Origin of the sequence: uncultured Acetobacterium sp., from assembly GCF_927416815.1 — a bacterium.
Classification (GTDB): domain Bacteria; phylum Bacillota; class Clostridia; order Eubacteriales; family Eubacteriaceae; genus Acetobacterium.
This window is the reverse complement of record NZ_CAKMJU010000122.1, coordinates 1-20,206: the sequence shown is the minus strand read 5'-3', so window position 1 is coordinate 20,206 and position 20,206 is coordinate 1. Positions and strand designations below refer to the sequence as shown.

The 20,206-nt window shown below is 44.6% G+C and carries 16 protein-coding genes; 2 read left to right on the top strand and 14 right to left on the bottom strand.

The window, feature by feature from the left end:
• Positions 1-57 precede the first annotated feature (57 nt).
• The 8 genes from QZ998_RS14990 to QZ998_RS14955 all read right to left on the bottom strand — a co-directional run bounded on the left by QZ998_RS14990 (position 58) and on the right by QZ998_RS14955 (position 12,150).
• A complete protein-coding gene (locus QZ998_RS14990) occupies positions 58-1,107 on the bottom strand; it encodes a PTS transporter subunit IIC (RefSeq protein WP_296561647.1) in 1,050 nt (349 codons plus the stop codon).
• Between the two features lie 322 nt (positions 1,108-1,429).
• Positions 1,430-2,062, bottom strand: coding sequence for a YigZ family protein (locus QZ998_RS14985; RefSeq protein WP_296561646.1), 633 nt, complete (start codon positions 2,060-2,062; stop codon positions 1,430-1,432).
• A gap of 3 nt (positions 2,063-2,065) precedes the next feature.
• Positions 2,066-3,880, bottom strand: a complete 1,815-nt coding sequence (hflX, locus tag QZ998_RS14980; protein WP_296561645.1) for a GTPase HflX — start codon at positions 3,878-3,880, stop codon at positions 2,066-2,068.
• A gap of 315 nt (positions 3,881-4,195) precedes the next feature.
• Positions 4,196-5,356, bottom strand: a complete 1,161-nt coding sequence (gene thiI / locus QZ998_RS14975; protein WP_296561644.1) for a tRNA uracil 4-sulfurtransferase ThiI — start codon at positions 5,354-5,356, stop codon at positions 4,196-4,198.
• A gap of 16 nt (positions 5,357-5,372) precedes the next feature.
• A complete protein-coding gene (locus tag QZ998_RS14970) occupies positions 5,373-6,539 on the bottom strand; it encodes a cysteine desulfurase family protein (RefSeq protein WP_296561643.1) in 1,167 nt (388 codons plus the stop codon).
• 42 nt (positions 6,540-6,581) lie between these two features.
• On the bottom strand, positions 6,582-7,115 hold the full coding sequence (gene dcd / locus QZ998_RS14965; RefSeq protein WP_296561642.1) for a dCTP deaminase: 534 nt from the start codon (positions 7,113-7,115) through the stop codon (positions 6,582-6,584).
• A 165-nt stretch (positions 7,116-7,280) separates the two neighbouring features.
• On the bottom strand, positions 7,281-9,650 hold the full coding sequence (locus QZ998_RS14960; RefSeq protein ID WP_296561641.1) for an endonuclease MutS2: 2,370 nt from the start codon (positions 9,648-9,650) through the stop codon (positions 7,281-7,283).
• Between the two features lie 4 nt (positions 9,651-9,654).
• Positions 9,655-12,150, bottom strand: a complete 2,496-nt coding sequence (locus QZ998_RS14955; protein ID WP_296561640.1) for a U32 family peptidase — start codon at positions 12,148-12,150, stop codon at positions 9,655-9,657.
• A gap of 216 nt (positions 12,151-12,366) precedes the next feature.
• Between QZ998_RS14955 and QZ998_RS14950 the strand changes: the two genes are divergently transcribed.
• Both QZ998_RS14950 and QZ998_RS14945 read left to right on the top strand, forming a co-directional pair.
• A complete protein-coding gene (locus QZ998_RS14950) occupies positions 12,367-13,629 on the top strand; it encodes a glycosyltransferase (RefSeq protein WP_296561639.1) in 1,263 nt (420 codons plus the stop codon).
• 102 nt (positions 13,630-13,731) lie between these two features.
• Positions 13,732-14,469 (top strand): FadR/GntR family transcriptional regulator, encoded by a 738-nt coding sequence (locus tag QZ998_RS14945; RefSeq protein ID WP_296561638.1) that lies wholly within the window; start codon positions 13,732-13,734, stop codon positions 14,467-14,469.
• A 60-nt stretch (positions 14,470-14,529) separates the two neighbouring features.
• Here QZ998_RS14945 and QZ998_RS14940 read toward each other — a convergent pair whose 3' ends face one another.
• The 6 genes from QZ998_RS14940 to QZ998_RS14915 form a co-directional block, all read right to left on the bottom strand.
• Positions 14,530-15,348: a MerR family transcriptional regulator gene (locus QZ998_RS14940; RefSeq protein WP_296561637.1), complete on the bottom strand. Its 819-nt coding sequence runs from the start codon at positions 15,346-15,348 to the stop codon at positions 14,530-14,532.
• Positions 15,349-15,633: 285 nt separating this feature from the next.
• Positions 15,634-16,440, bottom strand: a complete 807-nt coding sequence (locus QZ998_RS14935) for a methyltetrahydrofolate cobalamin methyltransferase (protein ID WP_296561636.1) — start codon at positions 16,438-16,440, stop codon at positions 15,634-15,636.
• 33 nt (positions 16,441-16,473) lie between these two features.
• The gene (locus QZ998_RS14930; protein WP_296561635.1) at positions 16,474-17,103 is read right to left on the bottom strand and encodes a cobalamin-dependent protein; all 630 of its coding nucleotides are present in this window, start codon (positions 17,101-17,103) and stop codon (positions 16,474-16,476) included.
• A 148-nt stretch (positions 17,104-17,251) separates the two neighbouring features.
• Positions 17,252-18,421 carry an MFS transporter gene (locus tag QZ998_RS14925; RefSeq protein WP_296561676.1) on the bottom strand — a complete coding sequence of 390 codons (1,170 nt, stop codon included), beginning with the start codon at positions 18,419-18,421 and terminating at the stop codon, positions 17,252-17,254.
• Between the two features lie 162 nt (positions 18,422-18,583).
• Positions 18,584-18,736, bottom strand: a complete 153-nt coding sequence (locus tag QZ998_RS14920; RefSeq protein WP_296561634.1) for a hypothetical protein — start codon at positions 18,734-18,736, stop codon at positions 18,584-18,586.
• 13 nt (positions 18,737-18,749) lie between these two features.
• The gene (locus QZ998_RS14915; RefSeq protein ID WP_296561633.1) at positions 18,750-19,886 is read right to left on the bottom strand and encodes a uroporphyrinogen decarboxylase family protein; all 1,137 of its coding nucleotides are present in this window, start codon (positions 19,884-19,886) and stop codon (positions 18,750-18,752) included.
• Positions 19,887-20,206 lie beyond the last annotated feature (320 nt).

The window sequence follows — 20,206 nt, the reverse complement described above, 5'->3', positions numbered from 1 at the left end:
CATTATAACGAATAAACCTTTAAGAAACCACAGAGTTTTCAACTTTTTTGTCACTTACTAGATATCCAGTTTTAAATCGCCATCTTTGATCCAACCTCGGGCATGAAGAATTCGATAAAACAGGTAGGTCAATAGACCCGGGAAAACAAATTGCAGCAGCACAATCCCGGCGGCAATATTAAAGACTGGATCACCGGCTTCAGTCATCGCCATGACTGTCCCAATTTGCCCGACAAAACCACAGGTTCCCATACCAGATGCAATCGGGGTATTCTTCATTTGAAAAATGGTGGTGGCAAAAGGTCCCAGGATCGCTGATGCCAGGGTCGGCGGAATCCAGATCTTCCAGTTCTTGATGATATTGGGCATCTGGATCATCGAGGTTCCAATCCCCTGGGCAGCCAGGCCACCGACACCATTATCGCGGTAACTTTGAATCGCAAAGCCAACCATCTGACAGCAACAGCCAACCGTCGCCGCACCCCCAGCCAGGCCTGAAAGCCCCAGCATAATACATAGGGCGGCACTTGAAATCGGCAGCGTTAAGACCATTCCCACGACAACCGCAATAACCGAACCCATAATAATCGGTTGCTGTACCGTTGCCCACATAATCACTTCACCTAAACCAACCATTAATGCCCCGATTGGTGGGCCAACAACCATCGCGGTCAGAGATCCCATCATCATCGTCACAAAGGGAGTGACCAGAATATCCACCTTGGTCTCGCCCGAAACGGCTTTACCAAATTCTGCTCCCACTGCAGCCGCTAAAAAAGCACCGGCCGGTCCGCCCAGAGTATTTCCCAGGGCACCCGCTACCGTAATCGAAAAGAGCACCAACGGTGGCGCCTTTAAGCTATAGGCAACCGCAACCGCAATCGCCGGACCGGTCATCGCCATGGCCACCGGCCAAAGCGTTTCACTTAAAAAAGGAATGTGAAATAAAATCCCAACCTGATTGAGAATACTGCCCATCAGCAGGGTTCCAAATAATCCAAATGCCATATACTTCAGGGCTTCCATTAAATAGCGCTGAACCGAGAACTCAATATCCTTCTTCTGCAGAAAATCCTTAAACCCCAAATATTTTTTTTCTTTCTCCATAACAACCCACTCCTTGCTTCCTTCAAAATTTAATTCTCAAAAGTGTTCTCTATATCAAGTGCTCAGGCCATTTGACCCAATCACAGACACAAGAAAAAATACCGAAAGAAAACCTCCGATATTTTTATTCTCTGTCTTAAATTAAAATACATTATTGTATCCACACTAATTTAAAACGCAGTATTAATTTTTTACTATGGTAATTATAACCAACTTTATAGACTTTGTAAAGGGTTTCGTTCGTTAGTTATTTATCTAACGATGATTCTACTTCCAAAGCATCCACCTTATAACAACAATGTCCTTAGCCGCACTGGCTTTTTTAGGTAATCACCACGTCCACAAAAGCCGGTTGGCCCTGAATCACCGAAGCGGTGCCGTTGGTTTTATCTTCAATCCAGGCTAAAAATGCGGCTGTCCCGGCCACCGGGATCTCAAAGGAAAGGGTCACATTCTCGCCAAAATCTTCCTTTACCGGAATTACCTCCCGTTCCAACAAACCATTACTCAGGCCGCCATAACTGGAATAACTGACCACAACCTGCAATTGGTCGGAAAATTGTTTCTTAATCACGCTACAATGATTAAGAACATCGGTGGCACCACCGCCATAGGCTCTTATCAGGCCACCAGTACCCAGCTTGATGCCGCCAAAATAGCGAATCACGACCACCAGCACATCCTTGAGGTCACGATGATCGATGACCTCAAGAATCGGTTTGCCAGCGGTACCAGCGGGTTCGCCGTCATCGCTGGCTTTTTGACGCCGGGGATTGCTATTGAGCACATAGGCCCAGCAGACATGAGTGGCTTTATAATGCTTTTTGCGAATTTCGGCGAGAATCGCTTCCGCTTCTTCCTCGGCTTCAATATGAAATACCATATTGATAAAGCGGGACTTCTTGATTTCAATTTCAGTTTGATCCGGAGACAGAACCGTTTTATAATCTTCCACTGCTTATACCTCGGTCACCTGATACTTAGCAAAAAGGTGGATTGGAAAATCATCGGTCATCTCAATCGTCACCAAATTGCCTTCGGCCTGGTAATCAATCTCCACAACCACCTTCATTTCATGCAATTGCGCTAGTGCCTTATTGTCATCGTAGGGAATTAGCAGATTAATTTGTCGTTTTTCGCCAATCAGCACGCGACTGATGGTTTCAAAGAGAAGCTCAATTCCCAATCCCTCTTTGGCCGAAAGATACAGGGTCAAGGCTTCGACAGCCTGCTGGTTTTTAAGCACATAGTCTTGCCGGTCTTCTGGGGTCAGCTTATCGATTTTATTATAAATCATGATCACTTTTTTGTTGCCCGCCCCGATATCTGCCAGTACCTGATTGACCACCGCAATTTGGGCTTGGTAATTATGGTTGGAGACATCGACCACATGGAGCAGCAGATCCGCTGTTTCGACTTCCATCAGAGTGGTTTTGAAGGCCTTAATTAAATCATGGGGTAGCTTATCAATAAAACCAACCGTGTCCGAGACCAGATAGTCGCCCTGTTCCGGATCGACCTTTCTCAGGGTCGAATCCAAGGTGATAAAGAGACCATCTTTGGTCACCACCTCGCTTTGGGTCAGCTGGTTAAACAGGGTACTTTTGCCGGAGTTGGTATAGCCAATTAAGCCGACAGTTTTAATCTTATTTTTTTCCCGCTGCACGGCATTGAGCTGATTGCTCTTATTGATCCGTTCGATCCGGGCTTCCAGCTCTTCTAATTGTTTGCGGATATGGCGCCGATCAGTTTCTAACTTCTTTTCACCGGGTCCACGGGTACCGATGCCGCCACCGGTTCGGGACATCACAATCCCCAGCCCTTTTAAATGACTCATCCGGTATTTCTGCTGGGCTAGTTCCACCTGCAGCTTGCCTTCTTTGGTTTTGGCATGGCGAGCAAAGATATCCAGAATAATCGTGGTTCGATCAACCGTTTTGGTTCCGGTGGCCGCTTCGATGTTGGCGATCTGCCGGGAATTCAATTCGTCATTGGCGACAATCAGGTTGATGTCGTTGTTCTGAATCACCTTGATTAACTCCTGGAGCTTTCCCTTACCGACATAAAAGGTGGTATCAATCTGGCTTCTGGCCTGGCAAACCTGTTCTAGGACAGTTCCCCCGGCGGTTTTTACCAGTTGTTGCAATTCTTCCATCGAGTCGACCAGCTCGACACCCTTATTGCCAGGCAGATCCAGACCGATCAGTAGTGCCCGTTCCTCTTCGTCTTCGGCATCAAAGCGATTATTGGGATCATCTTTAATAAACCGATCCGCCAAAAGAATATAATGCTCAAGTGGGAACTTATTGAGTTCCTTCAAGGTTTTAAAGCGTGCCTGACCATATTCCATCGTCGCTTCTTCGACCACTGGCACGCCGATACTAAAGCTTACCGGTATTTTTTCATCGACACCAATGGCAATGATGCATTGGAGGTTCTGTTTTTTTGCTGCTGAAAAATCCTCAGCAGACAACTGCGGATTGCCGCCGGGATGGGTATGAATCACCCGGTATTTATTGAGCGACTTCACGTGATATAACATCTCAGCATTACCAATATTAACGGTGGCTGCGTCCCCAATATTGACCCACTGAACGCGGTTTTTGTCATTGGTACAAATGAGCACCTCCCGCTTGGTCAGCAGGGTTAACCGTTTCATGATTTCTAACACATAGTCATCCAGAAGCGCCTGGTTTTCCATTTCATAACCTATCAGGTCATCGAGTTCTTTAATATAGCTTTGGCGAATGCCACTTTTATTATTATCTGCCATTATTTTTTCCTTTTATTTTTATAAAATGATTAATAGAGTACCTTATTATAACACAAAAACCAGGCAAAATGATTGCCTGGTTTTATGTTATAGACAAAGGGCTAACGTAGTACCGACAATTGTTACATCATGTTGTTTGCATCAGAGCGGACACGGCGTAGCCTGTCCGATTCTGCGCGCAGGCAACGAGCCAATCACAAGCTTGTTTGTAGTTGGCGACTGCCCGCGACCAATGCGAAAGGAGCGTAGCGGATTTCGCATGGTGCAGCAAACAACAGATTAACAATTGGTCGGTACGGGAGTTTTAGTTTCCCCCTAGAGTGTAACCACTTCGGATTCTGCCACGGCGGTGGCCATCATTTGCACCATCATTTCGGCAATTTTTTCTTCGGAACGCAGCATCTCCGAAACCTTTGGTTTGGTTTCCGGATGCTTGGGCACAAAAATGGTGCAGCAATCTTCGTAGGGCAGGATCGAGGTTTCAAAGGTGCCGATGGTTTCGGCAATCTTGACAATTTCGGTTTTATCAAAGCCGATCAGCGGCCTAAAGACTGGCATTCCGGCGACCGCATTGGTAGCCGCCAGCCCTTCCATGGTCTGGCTGGCAACCTGACCGAGGCTTTCCCCGGTAATCATCGCCTTGGCCCCTTCATTGTTGGCAATCATCTCGGCAATCCGCATCATGTAGCGACGCATGATAATGGTCGTCTGCCGGTCTGGACACATTTCCACAATCTTGGTCTGGATCTCGGTAAAGGGAACCACAAACAGTTTGATTTTGCCGCAATACTGACTCATGATCTTGGCCAGATCAATGACCTTTTCCTTGGTCCGATCACTGGTAAAGGGAAAGCTGTGGAAATAGACCCCAATCACTTCGACGCCCCGCTTGGCCATCAGATAACCAGCCACCGGACTATCGATACCGCCGGATAATAGAAGCGCCCCTTTACCGCTGCAGCCGACCGGCAAACCACCGTTACAGGCAATAAATTCGTGATACATATAGGTTTGTTCGCGAACTTCCACCCACAGATTCAGATCCGGCTTGTGGATATCGACGGTGATACCTGGGACGTTATCGAGCACCACTTCGCCGAGACGGCAGCATAGATCGGGGGATTTGATCGGGAAGGTTTTATCGCCCCGCTTGGCGGTGATCTTAAAGGTTTTGACGTCCTCAGCCGATCGCACCTGCTCGATGGCATTTTCTTCAATCGCCGTAATCTCACTGTCAATAACAATGGCCGGACTGATCGAGACAATCCCGAATACTTTTTGCACTCGCTCCATGGCCCGGCTTAGATCTTCATCGCTGACATTGACAATCAAGCGCCCCTGTATTTTTTTAACCTTTGCCGACGGTACACTGCGCAGGGTATTTCTGATGTTTTTTGCCAGTAATTCGATAAAATAATTACGGTTCAACCCTTTCAGGGCAATTTCCCCGTATCGAACCAGAATAACATGTTCCATTATTTTTTTGCTCCTGTCATCTATTTTTTCTCGGTTTAATCAAAAGCCGCAAGCTGTTAACTGCCTGGGCAATCGCTTCCACCGCGGTTTTTACATCGTCTTTAGTGATCTCTTGTGAAAAGCTGATCCGGATGGTTCCTTCTTTATATTCTTCGGCCAGGCCGATCGCTTTGAGGACATACTGCTTCTCCTTTTTATGGGACGAACAGGCTGAACCAGTGGACACAAATATCCCCTTGGCTTCGAGACTATGTAGCAGCACCTCGCCCCGCACCCGATTAAAGGAAACATTCAGCACATAGGGGCTGCCATTGGGATCGCCATTTATTTTGATGTCATCGATTTTTGCTTCTAATTCATTGATAAAGGCGGTTCGCAAGCTGCGGATCGCTTCAAACTCGTCACTAAACGCGTCTTTCCGTAAACGAATGGCTTCACCAAAACCAACGATCCCCGGGACGTTTTCCGTCCCCGAGCGCATGTTGTTTTCCTGGCCACCGCCCCGAAGCAGCGGTTTAATGTCGATCCCTTTTTTAATATAAACGGCGCCCACACCTTTTGGCCCAAAAATCTTATGTCCGGACAGGGTTACGGCATCGAGCAGGCTGGCCTGCACATCGATGGGGATTTTCATAAAGCCCTGAACAAAATCAGCATGGAAAATACATTTGGGGTTAACTGCCTTGACGATTTTGCCAATCGCCTTCAGATCCTGAATCGTTCCCAGCTCATTGTTCACCCCAATAATGCTGACCAGAATGGTATCCTCGTTCATCGCCGCTTCCAGCTCATCCAAATGAATATGCCCCTGGGTATCCACCCCTATAACAATTACCTCAATCTGGTGGTTTTCATAAAAGGTAAACACATCCAGCACCGATGGGTGTTCAATGGCCGAGGTGATAATCCGCATCCGGTTACGTTTTTTATTCTCCACCACCCCCTGGATAATCATATTATTGCCTTCGGTTCCGCCGGAGGTGAAATAGATTTCCGGGGTTTGACAGTTCAAATTTTTGGCGATTAATTCCCGGACTTCCTTGATCGCTTGTTCACCCCGAATCCCCAGGCGGTGGAGGGATGAAGGATTCCCGTAGTTGTTCACCAGGGCATCCATCATTTTTTCAGCAACCTGGGGATGAACCCTGGTGGTTGCTGCGTTATCTAAGTAAATTTCTTTCATTATTTTGTTCCTTCTCTCAGCGGCCCGCTTTAACACTTCGGATCAGCATTCCTCATCCAGAAAAACGCGACTCCCGACGGCTGAACGCTGTCCCTGATATTTTCCCTGATAGGGGTTTAAGGCCATATCATCCATTTGGGCAAAGACCAGCTGGCAGATCCGCCGGCCTTTTTCCAGTTTAATTGGCAGGCGGTTGGCATTGTAAAGCTCCAGGGTAATCTCCCCTTCAAAACCCGGGTCCACCCAGCCGGCATTCTGAATAAATAACCCCATCCGACCGATGGAGCTTCGGCCTTCGACAAAGGCGGTCAGATTGCAGGGCAGCTTGATATATTCCATGGTGGTTGCCAAAAGGAAAGAGTTGGATGGAATAATGATCTCATCCGCTTCCATCGAAATATACTTAATTTCATCCGTCAGCGTCATCATCTCAAAATTATTTTCATCCAGCTTTAAAAAACTGCTTCCCAAGCGAATATCCACCGAGGCTGGTTGCACCTGGCCCTTTTCCAGTGGGTCGATGATCAGCTCACCGCTTTCCAGATATTTATAAATGGTTTTATCCGATAAAATCATGTTTCCTCCAAAGTTTCGAAATTCTAGGTACTTGTGAAATTTTCCCATTAATTGTATTATGGGTGCTGTAAAATGACAAGATTATTTTTTAATCTCCGTGTCCGCTTATCTATCTCCTCATCGATCCGGTGATTCCTGCTCCCTTCGAAAGCTGATGACGCTTTTTTATAACGTCACGATGGTCACCCCGGAGCCGCCTTCGTTCATGGCGCCCAGACGGAAATCTTCGATCAAGGGGTTTCCTTTGAGGTATTCATGAATGATCTCCCGGAGCCTGCCGGTGCCCTTGCCGTGGACAATCACAATCTGCTTGTTGCCTGAAAGCATCGCGTCACCGATCATCTTATCGACCAGATATAGCGACTCTTCGCCATTTTTCCCGCGGAGATCGAGTTTGGTATCCATCACGTGACGATCGACCTTTTTATAGGTTACCTTTTTCTCTTCCGGCCTGGCCAGCGCCGTTGAGACACTCAGGTCACCGACGTCAACCTTCAGCTTAATCATTTCCGCCTGAACCATGGCTTTGTTCTCATTGGGCAGCAGGTTTAAAACCTCCCCTTCCCGACGCAGGCTGTTAATATATACCTTCATGCCAACACTGAGGTCATCCATTTCCAGAGCCGCCCCCTGATAATCCTTGGGTCGGCTGCCAAACTGATAAAGATTCTTCTCTTTTTCTTTAATCCGCTTGCGAATCGCTTCCAATTCTTTATTATCTTTAACCGCGTTGGTCGTGGTTTCCTGAATAGTTCGGATTTCCCGGTAAATTTCCTCAGTTTCGGCCCGGGTTTTCTTAACAATTTCCATGGCTTCTTCCTGAGCTTTTTGGAGCAGCGCTTTTTGTTGATCGGCAAACTTCTGCTTTTCCTGATCCATTTGCCGTTTCAGGGCTTCGGTTTCCTGCTTCAGGCGAATAATAGCATCATGTTCAGCTTCGGTGCGACGACGCTTTTCATCAATTTTTATCAGCGTTTCTTCAAAGCGGATGGCTTCATTCTTGATCAGGTCGCGGGCATTTTCAATGACATCCTCACCAAGCCCCAATCGCATCGCGATTTCAAAGGCATTGGATTTTCCCGGCACCCCAATTAACAGGCGATAAGTTGGTCTTAGGGTTTTGACATCAAATTCGACACTGGCATTGACCACCCCCGGAGTAACCAGGGCGTATTCCTTAAGCTCGCTATAATGAGTGGTGGATACACTGGTTACCTTACGCAAATGCAGGGCATTAAGAATCGAAATGGCCAGAGCGGCCCCTTCGGTGGGGTCCGTACCGGCGCCCAGTTCGTCAAATAATACCAGTGAATTATGATCCGCTTTGTTCATAATCTCAACAATATTGGTCATATGGGAAGAAAAGGTACTGAGGCTTTGCTCAATGCTTTGTTCATCCCCGATATCCGCAAAAATGTCGGCAAAAATCCGGGTTTTACTGCCTTCCCGAACCGGGACAAACAGCCCGGACTGAACCATCAGGTTCAATAGGCCGATAGTTTTTAAGGAGACCGTTTTCCCCCCGGTATTTGGCCCGGTGATGACCATGGTGTCAATGCCTTCTTCAAAATAAATATCCGAGGCGACAACCTGATCTTCAGGAATCAGCGGATGCTTGGCCCGTAACAGCTCAATCACGCCGGTTTCGGTGACACTGGTGCGGACGCCATTGATGGTCAGACCGTACTTGCCTTTGCCAAACTGAAAATCCAGATCCACCAGCACATCATAATTGCAGATAATTTCATCCCGCTGATCCGCTACCTTTTCGGTGAGATCTTTGAGAATCCGGACGATTTCCTGTTCTTCTTCGGTGACCAAAATTTTGATATCGTTGTTCAGTTCCACCACCGCCATCGGTTCAATAAAAAGGGTCGCGCCACTGGCCGACTTATCGAGAACAATTCCAGGCACCTGGCTGCGGTATTCCTGCTTGACTGGAATAACATAGCGATTGTTCCGGATCGTGATGATTTTTTCCTGAAGAATTTTATCATAGGCAGTGGAACTGATCATATGATTGAGTTTTTCGCTGATCCGTTTATACTTAAACTGCATCTCCCGCCGAATTCGGGACAGTTCCCGGGAGGCGTTGTCGGCCATTTCTTCCGGTCCCAGTATTTTTCGGCTGATTTCTTTTTCCAGTTCTTCACAGGTTTCCAGCGAAGTAAACAGATCCCTCAGTAATACCAGGGTATCCATCTGCGTATCGCTGTGGTAATAGTTATCCATATCCCGGGCGATCCGTAACAGAGTGGCAATCGACAACAGTTCTTTCATCGACAGCATTGAGCCAATCGCCGCCCACTTGACATAATCACTGGTATTCGGTACATCTGCCAGGGGCGGGCGGCCATTGCGGAGGATCATCCCGAGGCTTTCATTGGTTAAATCAAGGCCCCGATTGACTGCCGTCAGGCTTTCCAGCGGCAATAGATTTTTGGCCTGATCCTTCCCACCCTGGGTGACACAATGCTCACCCAGACTTTTTAATATTTTATGATATTCTAAGACCTTCAAACTTCTTTGATCCATGTATTTATTTCACTCCTCGTTTAAAACTTCCCCGGGTGGTTCCCTCGGTCCCAAGCCCTTCCGGAAGACCCCAATGTTTGTCATAAATTCCCTGACTGTAATAGCCGATGATGATCCTTAACTTTTCCATACTTTCGTTACGGTGCTGGATTCGCCAGGTGTCCACACCTTTTAATTCCAGGATTTCTTCCCTGAGAAATAAGGTATCGCCGTTATAGACATGAATCAGTCCCTGGGCATCCCGTTCTACCGGGAAACCAAATCCGCGCTCATCGACCAGCTTACCGGACATTTCCTGATGGCACAAACCGGTTGTTCCTTTTTTCTTTTCCAGACAGCTTTTACAACCAAACAGACATTTTTTACTGACCATCAGCTCCTGCGAACCGTAAACTGGTAAAACCATGGCAATCTCAGAATGCTCGCTTATTTCTTTCAGCTCGGTTTCAGTAAGTTCTGGCGATAACACGCCACCACTGACGCCCCACTCTTTCAATGCCCTAGTTGCCAGGGTATTAAACAGGTTAAACGACTGATCAGCCTCTAAATAAGATGATCTTTTATTTAACAGATGCAGGGCTTCATAATTGCCAATTAAAAAGCCATCCTGATTCATCTCCTGGGTCATTAAGCGACGTACTTTTTTAGTTAATTCGTCATTTATTATTTTAGGGGTCTTCAGTAAAACTGCGATGCCCAGATCCTTTAAGAGGGCGGTCTTTTCCGCGACACCCTCCCCAAGCAATGGCAACACAACCTGATCCAGACCCATTCCATCCAAAAGCACTAAAAATTGATGATCCGGCATTTTTTCGAATGCCAATGAAACCCGTTTTTTCGCGTCTGCTAATTGCAGCTTCTTAAATCGATCTGATTGACCCGCCAGTTCTTTCTCCAGCGGCACAATCGTCATCGCCTGATTTAACTCACCGGTATTGCTGGCATTTTTTTCAGCGTCTGCCAGAGCCTCTGCCAGTTTAAGCAACACTTCTTTGCGTAGCGTGTTTAACTGGCTACGAGAGAGAAACACCTGATTATCCAACGCCATGGAAATAGTCCCCAGTTCATAACCGGTGCCGCCGATTCGGGAAAGCTGCTCCCGGACCATCGCTTCATCAATGGGGTTTTTCAGTGGTACTTCGGGACCGAAAGCGGCTATATAAGTGACCGCATACCCCTGGGTGAAAGCTGTTATTTCGGCCGGTTTGCCCAGCTTGAGGAGCAGATTAAAATTCACTGCGGTGCCTGGTTGATCAAGGGATTGGGAACCCAGTTGTTTAAGGCTATCCATTAAGTTCTTATCAAGATTTTTATAAAGTGGTGTTCCTGGCGAAACCCCATAGCGACAGGGAATGGCCACGGTATCGCCACCAAGGCCTTGTTCCAGCCGGCGGCCGGCCGGGGTGAAAATCGCATCCACCTTGGTCCCCATTTTCCCGTCCTCACCAAAGGATAAGCCATCCCCGACATGAAGCTGAGCATCCTCATTGAGGCGAATCCCCAGAGGCTGATAGGCACTTTTATGATTCTGGTTTTTAGCGGTTTTAACAAGGCTGACAACCTGGCCAATTAAAACGCCCCGGTTCTTGCCCACCTGGGCATTGAGGAGATCCGCTTCATTAAAAAGGTGACCCCTGGTAAAATCCCGGTTAAACACCTGCATGACGGCCTGATTATCGACCGTTTTGGTTGTCTTATCCCCAACTGCGGCATCGATGCCTTCCCGATAAGCCCGGGTGATCCCATAGACATATTCCGGTGTTTTCATTCGGCCTTCAATTTTAAGGGAGTCCACACCAGAAGCGATGATTGTCTCCAGGTCGTCCAACGTATTTAGGTCCTTGGGACTAAGGAGATAGCCTTCCTGAACCAGCCGATTGTTCTCATCAAACAGCCGGTAATTCTTACGGCAGGGTTGAGCACAAAGACCCCGGTTGCCACTGCGGCCACCAATCATACTGCTCATCAGACACTGGCCAGAATAGGCGTAGCACAAGGCTCCGTGGGTGAATATTTTTAATTCAACCTTGGTTTTTTTCTTGATTTCAGCTACCTGAGTTAATGGCATTTCCCGGGGCAGAACCACCCGGGAAAAACCAAGTTCCTGAAAAAACAACACTCCTTCCACACCATAAACAGAAGCCTGGGTGCTGGTCTGGAGTTTGAATTCGGGAAAATAATGGCGGATCAAATAGATTAATCCCATATCCTGAACAATCAGACCATCCAGATTAAGGTTTTTCAGAAAATTAAGGGTGCTGACTAATTCACTCATTTCACAGTTTTTTATTAAGATATTTAAGGTGACGTAGACTTTCACCCCATGTTGATGACAAAGGGTGACCGCCGCTTTTATTTCTTCATCCGTCATATTTTCAGCATTACGACGAGCATTAAAAGATTTGCCACCAAAATAGACTGCATCCGCCCCACCGTTGATGGCCGCAATGACCGCTTCCATTGTTCCGGCCGGTGCCAACAGTTCTGGTTTTTTATTCATTCTTACCTCATGTTCTTATTAATCGATGTTTCACGTAACTTCTATGCAATTGATTATTATAACATATGTAGATAAAATAAAGAAGATTTGATATTCTTTTTCGTTCTTTAATTCATTTATTACCGATCGCCTTATTAATCTTGAAAAATCAGGGTAAAAAAAGTATCATAACTAAATGGATTTAATTGCAAACTGAAAAGAGGAGATGAGTCATTAATGAAAATTTCAATCTTAACCTTGGGAACCCGTGGCGATGTTCAACCTTTTGTCGCCCTGGCCCAAAAAGCGTTGGAAAAAGGGCATCAGGCCGTGATCTGTACCGGAAAAACATTCAAGCCATTTATTGAAGAAGCCGGCATCGAATTTAAAGAAGCTGCCAGTGATCTGATGGCGATGCTGGAAACCGAGGAAGGACAAATGGTTTTCAAACATGCTCTGCACCACCCATTTCGCACCAAAAAATATCTGGATGAAGTGGTCAATCCGGCCTTTCGACAAACCCTCGATCAATTCTATGATGCTGCCCAGGGATCTGATGTGATCCTCTATCATCCCAAGGCTTTCGGTGCTCCGGATATTGCCGAAGCTCTCGACATTCCCTGTATCAGCATTCCCCCGGTGCCGATTACCTTTCCGATTGATGAATTTCCCAACCTGGCCATCTCGCCAACCAAAAATCTCGGAAAGCGATTGAATCTCTGGACCTACTCGGTGATTGCCCAAGCCGAGCGATCAAGCATCAAAGAGGTCAATGATTTCAGACAAAAAACCTTGCATCTGCCCAAACGTAAAAGCGGACTCTACACCTTTTCCCTGAATGGTCACGTCATCCCGATCATTTATCCGATCAGCAAGGCCTTATTTCCAGAAGTCACAAGCTGGGAGGGTCGGGTTCTGACACCTGGCTTTTTTTATCTTGATTCCCAAACAGAGCACCTCGATTCGACATTAACTGCCTTTTTAAACTCGGGACCAGCACCGATTATCATCTCATTTAGCAGTACGCCCCTTAAAACTCCGGAACAATTTAAGAACCGTCTACAGGAAGCCCTTCATGCCACCCATCAGCGGGGCATCCTTTTATCTGGCAACAGCGGTTTTCACTTTGATGAGAATGAGCATCTGCTGACCATCAATGGCGCGCCCCATTCATTGTTGTTTCCCCATGGCAAAGGGATCGTCCATCATGGCGGCGTAGGAACCATGGCGGCGGCCATCAAGAGCGGCAAACCACAGTTGATTATCCCCTTTTCGGTGGATCAACCCTTCTGGGCCAACCGCCTCTATCAACAGGGGTATGCACTAAAACCGCTGAAGGAAACCCAGGTCACGACACAAGCGCTGATCCAACGCTTCATTCAATTTGATGAAGAAGCCGTTAAATCAAAAGCTCATGAACTGAAAGCCATCATCGATCAGGAAAATGGAACTGAAACGGCACTTACGTTTATTGAGAACTACTGTCGAACACAAAGTTGAATGAAATACTCAACGTTATCAAAGCAAGATTGATATTTTCCAAACAAGCTGTTATAATATCATAGAACGTTTAAACATCCTATGATTACCAAAGAGGTTTTGATGAAAACTTTTCTAAAGAATAACAGTCAGGCATCTGCTCTTACCCCTATTGACAACGGTAGCATCGTTGATAAAATCATTGACCGGATCGTGAAGGCCATTGCCGCCGGACAATTTAAGGTGGGTGAAAAACTGCCCAGTGAATTTATTTTGATGGAAGAATTGAAGGTAGGCCGCAATTCCCTGCGGGAAGCCATGAAAATATTAGCAACCTTAGGTGTTGTTACCATCAAACGAGGGGACGGCACCTACGTCTGCGACCACATCGCTCCAACCATCTTTAACCCCATTATCTACAGCATTATTTTCCAGTCCCGCAGTGATAATGCCATGGTGGAATTTCGGCGAATGATGGACGAAACGGTACTGCGTACCGCCATGACCAAGGTTACTGACAAAGATCTGGTAAATTTAAAAAGCCGCATTAAAGAAATCCGTGTGGCTTATGAATCCGGTGACAAAGAAAGAGCCGCCTATCTGGACTATCAATATCATGTGGCGATTGCCAATATTTGTGATAATCCCTATATCTCCAATATCGTCAACGGGATTTATGAAGTTTTTGCCCTATCCATTGAGGATACCATTGATACCGATGAACGCTTTAACAACGCTGAGCGCTTTCATCTGGATTTGTACAACTGTCTTAAAAACAAAGACTATGATGCCATTGAAGCAGCCGTAGCAGAAAGTGTCAGCTTCTGGTATGAAGATCGGAACGAAACCCATTGCAGATAATTAAACTGACAAAGAACCGATTCAGGTAACTCCTGGACCGGTTCTTTGCCGATTATCTCTTTATTTCTTTTTTACCGGGTAGCAGATTTCAGTCACCAGTTCATCAGGGTTCTGGGTTTGAGCAGGGCTGACATGATAAATCCAGAATACGGCGCCGTTAAACTCATAGCCGTTGTCCTTAACCCACTGAGCAACCGCATTGTTAGCCGGGGCTAGCTGGTTATAGCTGCCTTTGATCACTGCCGAAGCAACGGTAATAGCTGGCTCGGTTTTAAACACAACATGCTCGGTATTTTCATAAGACCCTTTTACCGAAATCTGGATCTCTACATCCACATCACTTTCTTTGTAGCCCTCATCGTGAAAGATCGCCATGCTGTAGCAGGGCTCATCCATTTGCAGGTTTTTAGCCCCAGTTTCTTCCATTAAAAGCCCCCACAGAATCCCCTCACGATCATAAGCCGGGATCACCTGTCTGACGCTAGCCACATGGCGTTCGTCCAACGTTTTTATATTTACATTATAATTCATTGCTGTATCATCCTTTCTCAACCGTTTAATGGCTGTATCAAGAAGTCGCAAACGAAGCTGGGTTTCTTCTGACTGGACCTGAAGTTCGGCTCGTTTCACTGACAAAAATTCCGCCAGTGCCTGAGGATCTTCATAGTTTTTCAGAATTTCGATGATGGCGGCCAGGCCGAAACCCATATCCTTCAGCGCGGTAATCCGCCCAGCCACCGGCAACTGCTCCTCACAGTAATAGCGATAATTTGTCTGGCTGTCCGTGCTTCTGGGCACCAGCAGACCAATCTCATCATAGTGCCGCAACATTCGGATACTGATTCTTGATAGTTTTGAAAAATCACCTATTCTTAACATTTTTATTTCCTCACACATGTGTTTTTTGAGCTCATCTTTATTATGAAGTATAACATAGTGTGAGAGTCAAGCGGAATTTCAAAATTTTCCTGATGATGCTTCTTGGTCCAATCATTTCTTCAATATCTACACTCGGTCTGTTGCTTTTTATGACCAGATGACTTCTTGACCGGGCTGAACTATTATTGCCAGCTTGATCCTGTGACAAACGAAATGGCAAAGTTGAATAAATAATAAAACGTCATTCAATTTTTAAATGACGTTTTAAACATTTGATTTAATTATCTATTTAAGAACCAGCCCAATCTGCCCTGCCCGAAATGCCTTGCTGTATTTCCGGCAATGTCTGTCTTTACCCATTAATGCATAGGTGGCAAAAATGGTTTCCATCATGTCCCGGTTCATGGGATCCATAACTGCCGAGTCCATGCCCGCCTGGATGGCAAAGGCCATGGCGGTTTTGTTCAGCAAAGCGCGTACGGGCAAGCCAAAGGAAATATTACTGATGGCACCGGTGACATGGATAGTGGGATATAATTCCCTGATAGCTTTAATTTCCGAAGTAAAATTTAACATCGTATTATTTTCTGTGGATAATGCCATGACGCAAGGATCGATGTGAATCCGGTCTGGGGTGATACCATATTTGGCCGCTTTTTCCACCATAATTTTGGTTATATCCACCTTAGTCTGAACATCGCTAGGTATGCCCCGATCATCGCAGGTCAAGCCCACGACTTCCCAGGTATTACCTTCCATCAGTGGCAGCAAAACTTCACATTTGTCCCCTTCTTCGGAAATAGAATTAATCATCCCCGGTTTATTGGCATATTTGAAAACTGCTTCAATGACCCTGGGGTTGGGACTGTCGATACACAGTGGGGTATCGGTTGCGTCCTGAACCACTTCCATCAGCCATTTCAAGGTTTCAATTTCATATTCCGGGGCGGTGCTGGCGCAGACATCGATGAAGCTAGCGCCAGCTTCTGTCTGTTTGACCGCCCGATCAGCAATAAAGCTGGTGTTTCGTTTTTCAATGGCTTCCTTGACCACTGGGATGGTGCCATTAATTTTTTCTCCTATAATAATCATAATCGCTCCTTATAGTGTTTTGATTCCTGAATTTTAGACAAGTCCCTGACAGATTTTAACACCTTCAGCGGCATTGGTGGTAAAGGCATCAGCACCGACAAATACAGCGGATTCTTTGGTTACGGGGTTTCCGCCAATGATGACTTTAGCGTCCACGCCAGCTGCTTTAAGAGCTACTACGGTATCTTTCATAGAATCAATTGCTAGAGTTAAAACACCGCTCATGCCGATAATCTGTGGTTTGATCTCCTGAGCTTTTCTAACAAAGGTATCCACTTCCACATCAATCCCCAAATCAACCACTTCAAATCCCGCTGCCTCTGACATGCTTTTGAAAATATTTTTACCGATATCATGTAAGTCGCCATGGACGGTGCCTAGAAGAATCGTTCCGATTGCAACAGAAGCACCACCGCCTAAAGCCGGTTTCAAAACATTGATGGCATCGGTTAACAGCTCCCCGGCATAAATCAGATCACCGACAAAATATTCGCCTTGTTCAAATAGCTCCCCAACAATCGCCATCCCTGCCTGACAAGCAGCTACTGCTTCCAGCGCTTCCGTTTCTGAAGGACTTGTATCTGCAAATTCCTTCAACATTTCTATAACCTGATCTTCTTCAAGATCTCCCAATGCTTGCGTTAAAATTTTTAAGTTTAACATATTTTTCTCCTTTTTAATTTGTCATTTATCGTCTTTTTTAAGAGGATATCCGTATTTTGACTCGCGATCCTCATTATAAAAAGTTAAATTTTTTCATACTTATCTTCTATTCTTGAAGATAAAAAACATTCATGTATCCCTTCTTCATTTAAACTTCAATTACCGGCTTTTTCTTTAGTGCAATAAAATATGTGGCAAATGGAATGATGCTGAGACCAATATAAACCATAAAAATCAGATTATAACTGCCAGTTTGATCATATATTAATCCTGCAACAGGAATGGCAAGTGCTGCAACGAGGCCTGCGATACCTTGAATAAAAGACAGAATTTCCCCATAAGCCATTTCCCCGAAAAAGTCAGAAACGATAATGGTTAGCGGAAATGAAGCTGTTGACACGGACAATCCATAAATAATGGCAAAGACCCCCGCCATGACTGGTGATTGAATCAGTAATGCAATAACCATAGCAATGATAAATAAAACTGTCCCATAAGTTACGCAAATACTGACGTTAAAAACATCATTTATTTTCCCCATTATTATTTTTCCAATGGCATTAGCTCCGCTCAAAAGTGAAATCATAACACCCACGACCATTGGCGACAAACCAATATCCAATAGATAAGAAGGAATAAAATAGGTCACCCCGACAAACACAATCGAATACATCGCAACAGTTATCGTACAAAAATAAAATGTCAGTGTTTTTCTGGCTTCTTTAAGTGACAGACCGCTTTTTTGACCTTGTTTCTGTTCTTCATAAGTTGTTTCGGCTTGGCTTTTTTCTTTATTTTGAATAGTTGGTTTTTCTCTAATGACAAAAACAGCAATGGGTACCAGTAAGACGGCCAGAATTATTCCTGAAAATGCCAGAGTGTATTCAAATGATTTAAGGTCAATAAAATAAATGACAAATGGGCTAAAAACCATCGCTCCAATTCCGGTTGATGCGAGAATAATTCCGAGAGCCCCACCTCTTTTATCTCCAAACCAGTTCAGCATAAGGATACTTGCAGGAATTACTGTAGCTATTGAGAGTCCCCATCCGATCAGGATACCAGCAAAATAAAACATCGGGAGCGTCGTTGAAAAACTCATAAACAGCACCCCTGCAGCAATCATCATTACGCCGTTTATCATTAAGAACTTCAGACTGAATTTTTGGGATAATTTGCCATAGGAAAATGCGCCAATACTCATGGATAAGCTTAGCAGACTCATGACAACAGAAAACTGTCCGCGACTGAATCCAAAAGCCTCGCAAATGCTCACCGAATATAGACTGATTGATGAATAGGCTAATCCATACCCCATAAAACAAATCAAAAAACACCCGCCACAGATTATCCATCGATTCATTGATGGTTTAATACTTTTTTTTATCAATAGCAACCCCCTCTTCAATCAGAATTTGAAAAGCTGCAGAGAGTTCTACAGCTTTGTAGTTATAACGTATTTCAGGTTTTTAAATATCGTTTACATACTGGTAACAGTTGTTATAAATTGAATCAGGAAGCCTTCCCGTATTTCTTCCGGCAGAAACTCCAAACTATCAACCGCCTGATTCCATCCCTCCGGATAAGTTAAAAACGGGTTTTCTATTGCTGAATCTTTTTCTTCGAACATCATTTTGACCTCCTTCTTAATAATTTCTAATAAATTCATTTACCGCCAGTAGATTTTCCCGGGTACAATCATTTCTGAATGAGACCATTTTATTCTGACTAAAAATAAATCCGTTTCCCAGTTCATCAATTAATTTTTTTGAGTAATCGATACATTGACGCGGTGTTCCATTACCGAGTAAATCGGTTGTCATCCCCCCGGCAAGACAGATGTTAGGCAGTTCTTTATGAATTTCAAAGATGTCATCTTGTTCTAAATGAAGAATAACATGTCCTTTGGGAATATCCTGAAAAAAATCTTTAAAACGGAGCATTGTGCTTTCACAAAAAATGTACACTGTCTTATTTTTTTCCACGACCTTGTCGATAATTCGTTTTAATTGGGGCCAATAAATATCTTCAAACTGTTTTGGACTAAGGATGGCATGAGCCAACATTGGAAAATAAGTGTCACACACATAGGCGCTTGTATCCAGATCCAAAGCTGCATCCAGAGCCGGAAGCATTTGGGTTTCGAATTTTTTGTCAATGACGCCTTTCAATTCCGTTCGTCGTTTTCGTAAATCAATTGATACTTCTTTTATCCCGCGATAATTATTATGTAAATACTCAAAGGGATGCATTAACACTGCATTCATATTAAAAACGGATGGACAATGATATTCCTGAACAAACTTATTCGTCATCTTATCATTGAATTGGCCATAAGCCATCAATTCCTGAACAGCATCAATGAGTTTTTCAGGTGTTGTATCTGGAAATTTTCTGGCAAATACTTTTGTCCATAAAAACTTCACCTCATTATCTAATAATTCCTGATATTCATCCGATTTCATCAATACGTGATCATAATAATTAATTGACTCCGTTTTGTCGTTGACCTCGTGATCGCCTCCACCTAGTGCATCGGTGACACGAATGGGATTTCGTGTGCCCAAATCCATATAAGCATCAAAGTGATACCGTTCATGAAAATCACAGACAACTTTTTCCATTTTATTGTAATCATTCATCGCTTCACTCAGTTTGTAAGGTGAATCCAGTATTTTCCATGTAAAGAAATTTGATAGATTGGGAACCCTTTCGGTTTTCTTTAATTCAATGGTGTCTTTGAACAATTTAATGCGATCTTCATAAATATTTTGATCACTCATTTTGTACCTCCAATTAATAAAATAAAATCTGGTATCGCGACTACCCTGTACATGTACATGTTAATTCTATTTGACGCATTTGTCAACTATTTTTGTAAAATATTATTTTTTAACAAATCTATCATAGAATTTGATTTTTTATTGAATGCTTGATATAGTATAGCTCAAAGCAAATCGTTATAAAGCAATCTGGTAATATGTCAAGCGGTTATTTTTTAATGACAGAAACAAAAGATTGAGAAAGGGGTAACTTTAATAAACCCTGGTGTTTTCAAGAAAAAAACAGGTAAAAGAAAAAAGTATTTAGTTGATGTCAGCAA

Bases quoted from the DNA above. Each gene is read 5' to 3' on its own strand.
- QZ998_RS14915 (WP_296561633.1), bottom strand. From the start codon at position 19,886: ATGAGTGATCAAAATATTTATGAAGATCGCATTAAATTGTTCAAAGAC.
- QZ998_RS14955 (WP_296561640.1), bottom strand. From the start codon at position 12,150: ATGAATAAAAAACCAGAACTGTTGGCACCGGCCGGAACAATGGAAGCG.
- dcd (WP_296561642.1), bottom strand. From the start codon at position 7,115: ATGATTTTATCGGATAAAACCATTTATAAATATCTGGAAAGCGGTGAG.
- QZ998_RS14970 (WP_296561643.1), bottom strand. From the start codon at position 6,539: ATGAAAGAAATTTACTTAGATAACGCAGCAACCACCAGGGTTCATCCC.
- QZ998_RS14925 (WP_296561676.1), bottom strand. From the start codon at position 18,421: ATGGGGTATGGATTAGCCTATTCATCAATCAGTCTATATTCGGTGAGC.
- QZ998_RS14940 (WP_296561637.1), bottom strand. From the start codon at position 15,348: ATGTTAAGAATAGGTGATTTTTCAAAACTATCAAGAATCAGTATCCGA.
- QZ998_RS14945 (WP_296561638.1), top strand. From the start codon at position 13,732: ATGAAAACTTTTCTAAAGAATAACAGTCAGGCATCTGCTCTTACCCCT.
- QZ998_RS14930 (WP_296561635.1), bottom strand. From the start codon at position 17,103: ATGTTAAACTTAAAAATTTTAACGCAAGCATTGGGAGATCTTGAAGAA.
- hflX (WP_296561645.1), bottom strand. From the start codon at position 3,880: ATGGCAGATAATAATAAAAGTGGCATTCGCCAAAGCTATATTAAAGAA.
- QZ998_RS14920 (WP_296561634.1), bottom strand. From the start codon at position 18,736: ATGATGTTCGAAGAAAAAGATTCAGCAATAGAAAACCCGTTTTTAACT.
- QZ998_RS14935 (WP_296561636.1), bottom strand. From the start codon at position 16,440: ATGATTATTATAGGAGAAAAAATTAATGGCACCATCCCAGTGGTCAAG.
- QZ998_RS14990 (WP_296561647.1), bottom strand. From the start codon at position 1,107: ATGGAGAAAGAAAAAAAATATTTGGGGTTTAAGGATTTTCTGCAGAAG.
- QZ998_RS14950 (WP_296561639.1), top strand. From the start codon at position 12,367: ATGAAAATTTCAATCTTAACCTTGGGAACCCGTGGCGATGTTCAACCT.
- QZ998_RS14960 (WP_296561641.1), bottom strand. From the start codon at position 9,650: ATGGATCAAAGAAGTTTGAAGGTCTTAGAATATCATAAAATATTAAAA.
- thiI (WP_296561644.1), bottom strand. From the start codon at position 5,356: ATGGAACATGTTATTCTGGTTCGATACGGGGAAATTGCCCTGAAAGGG.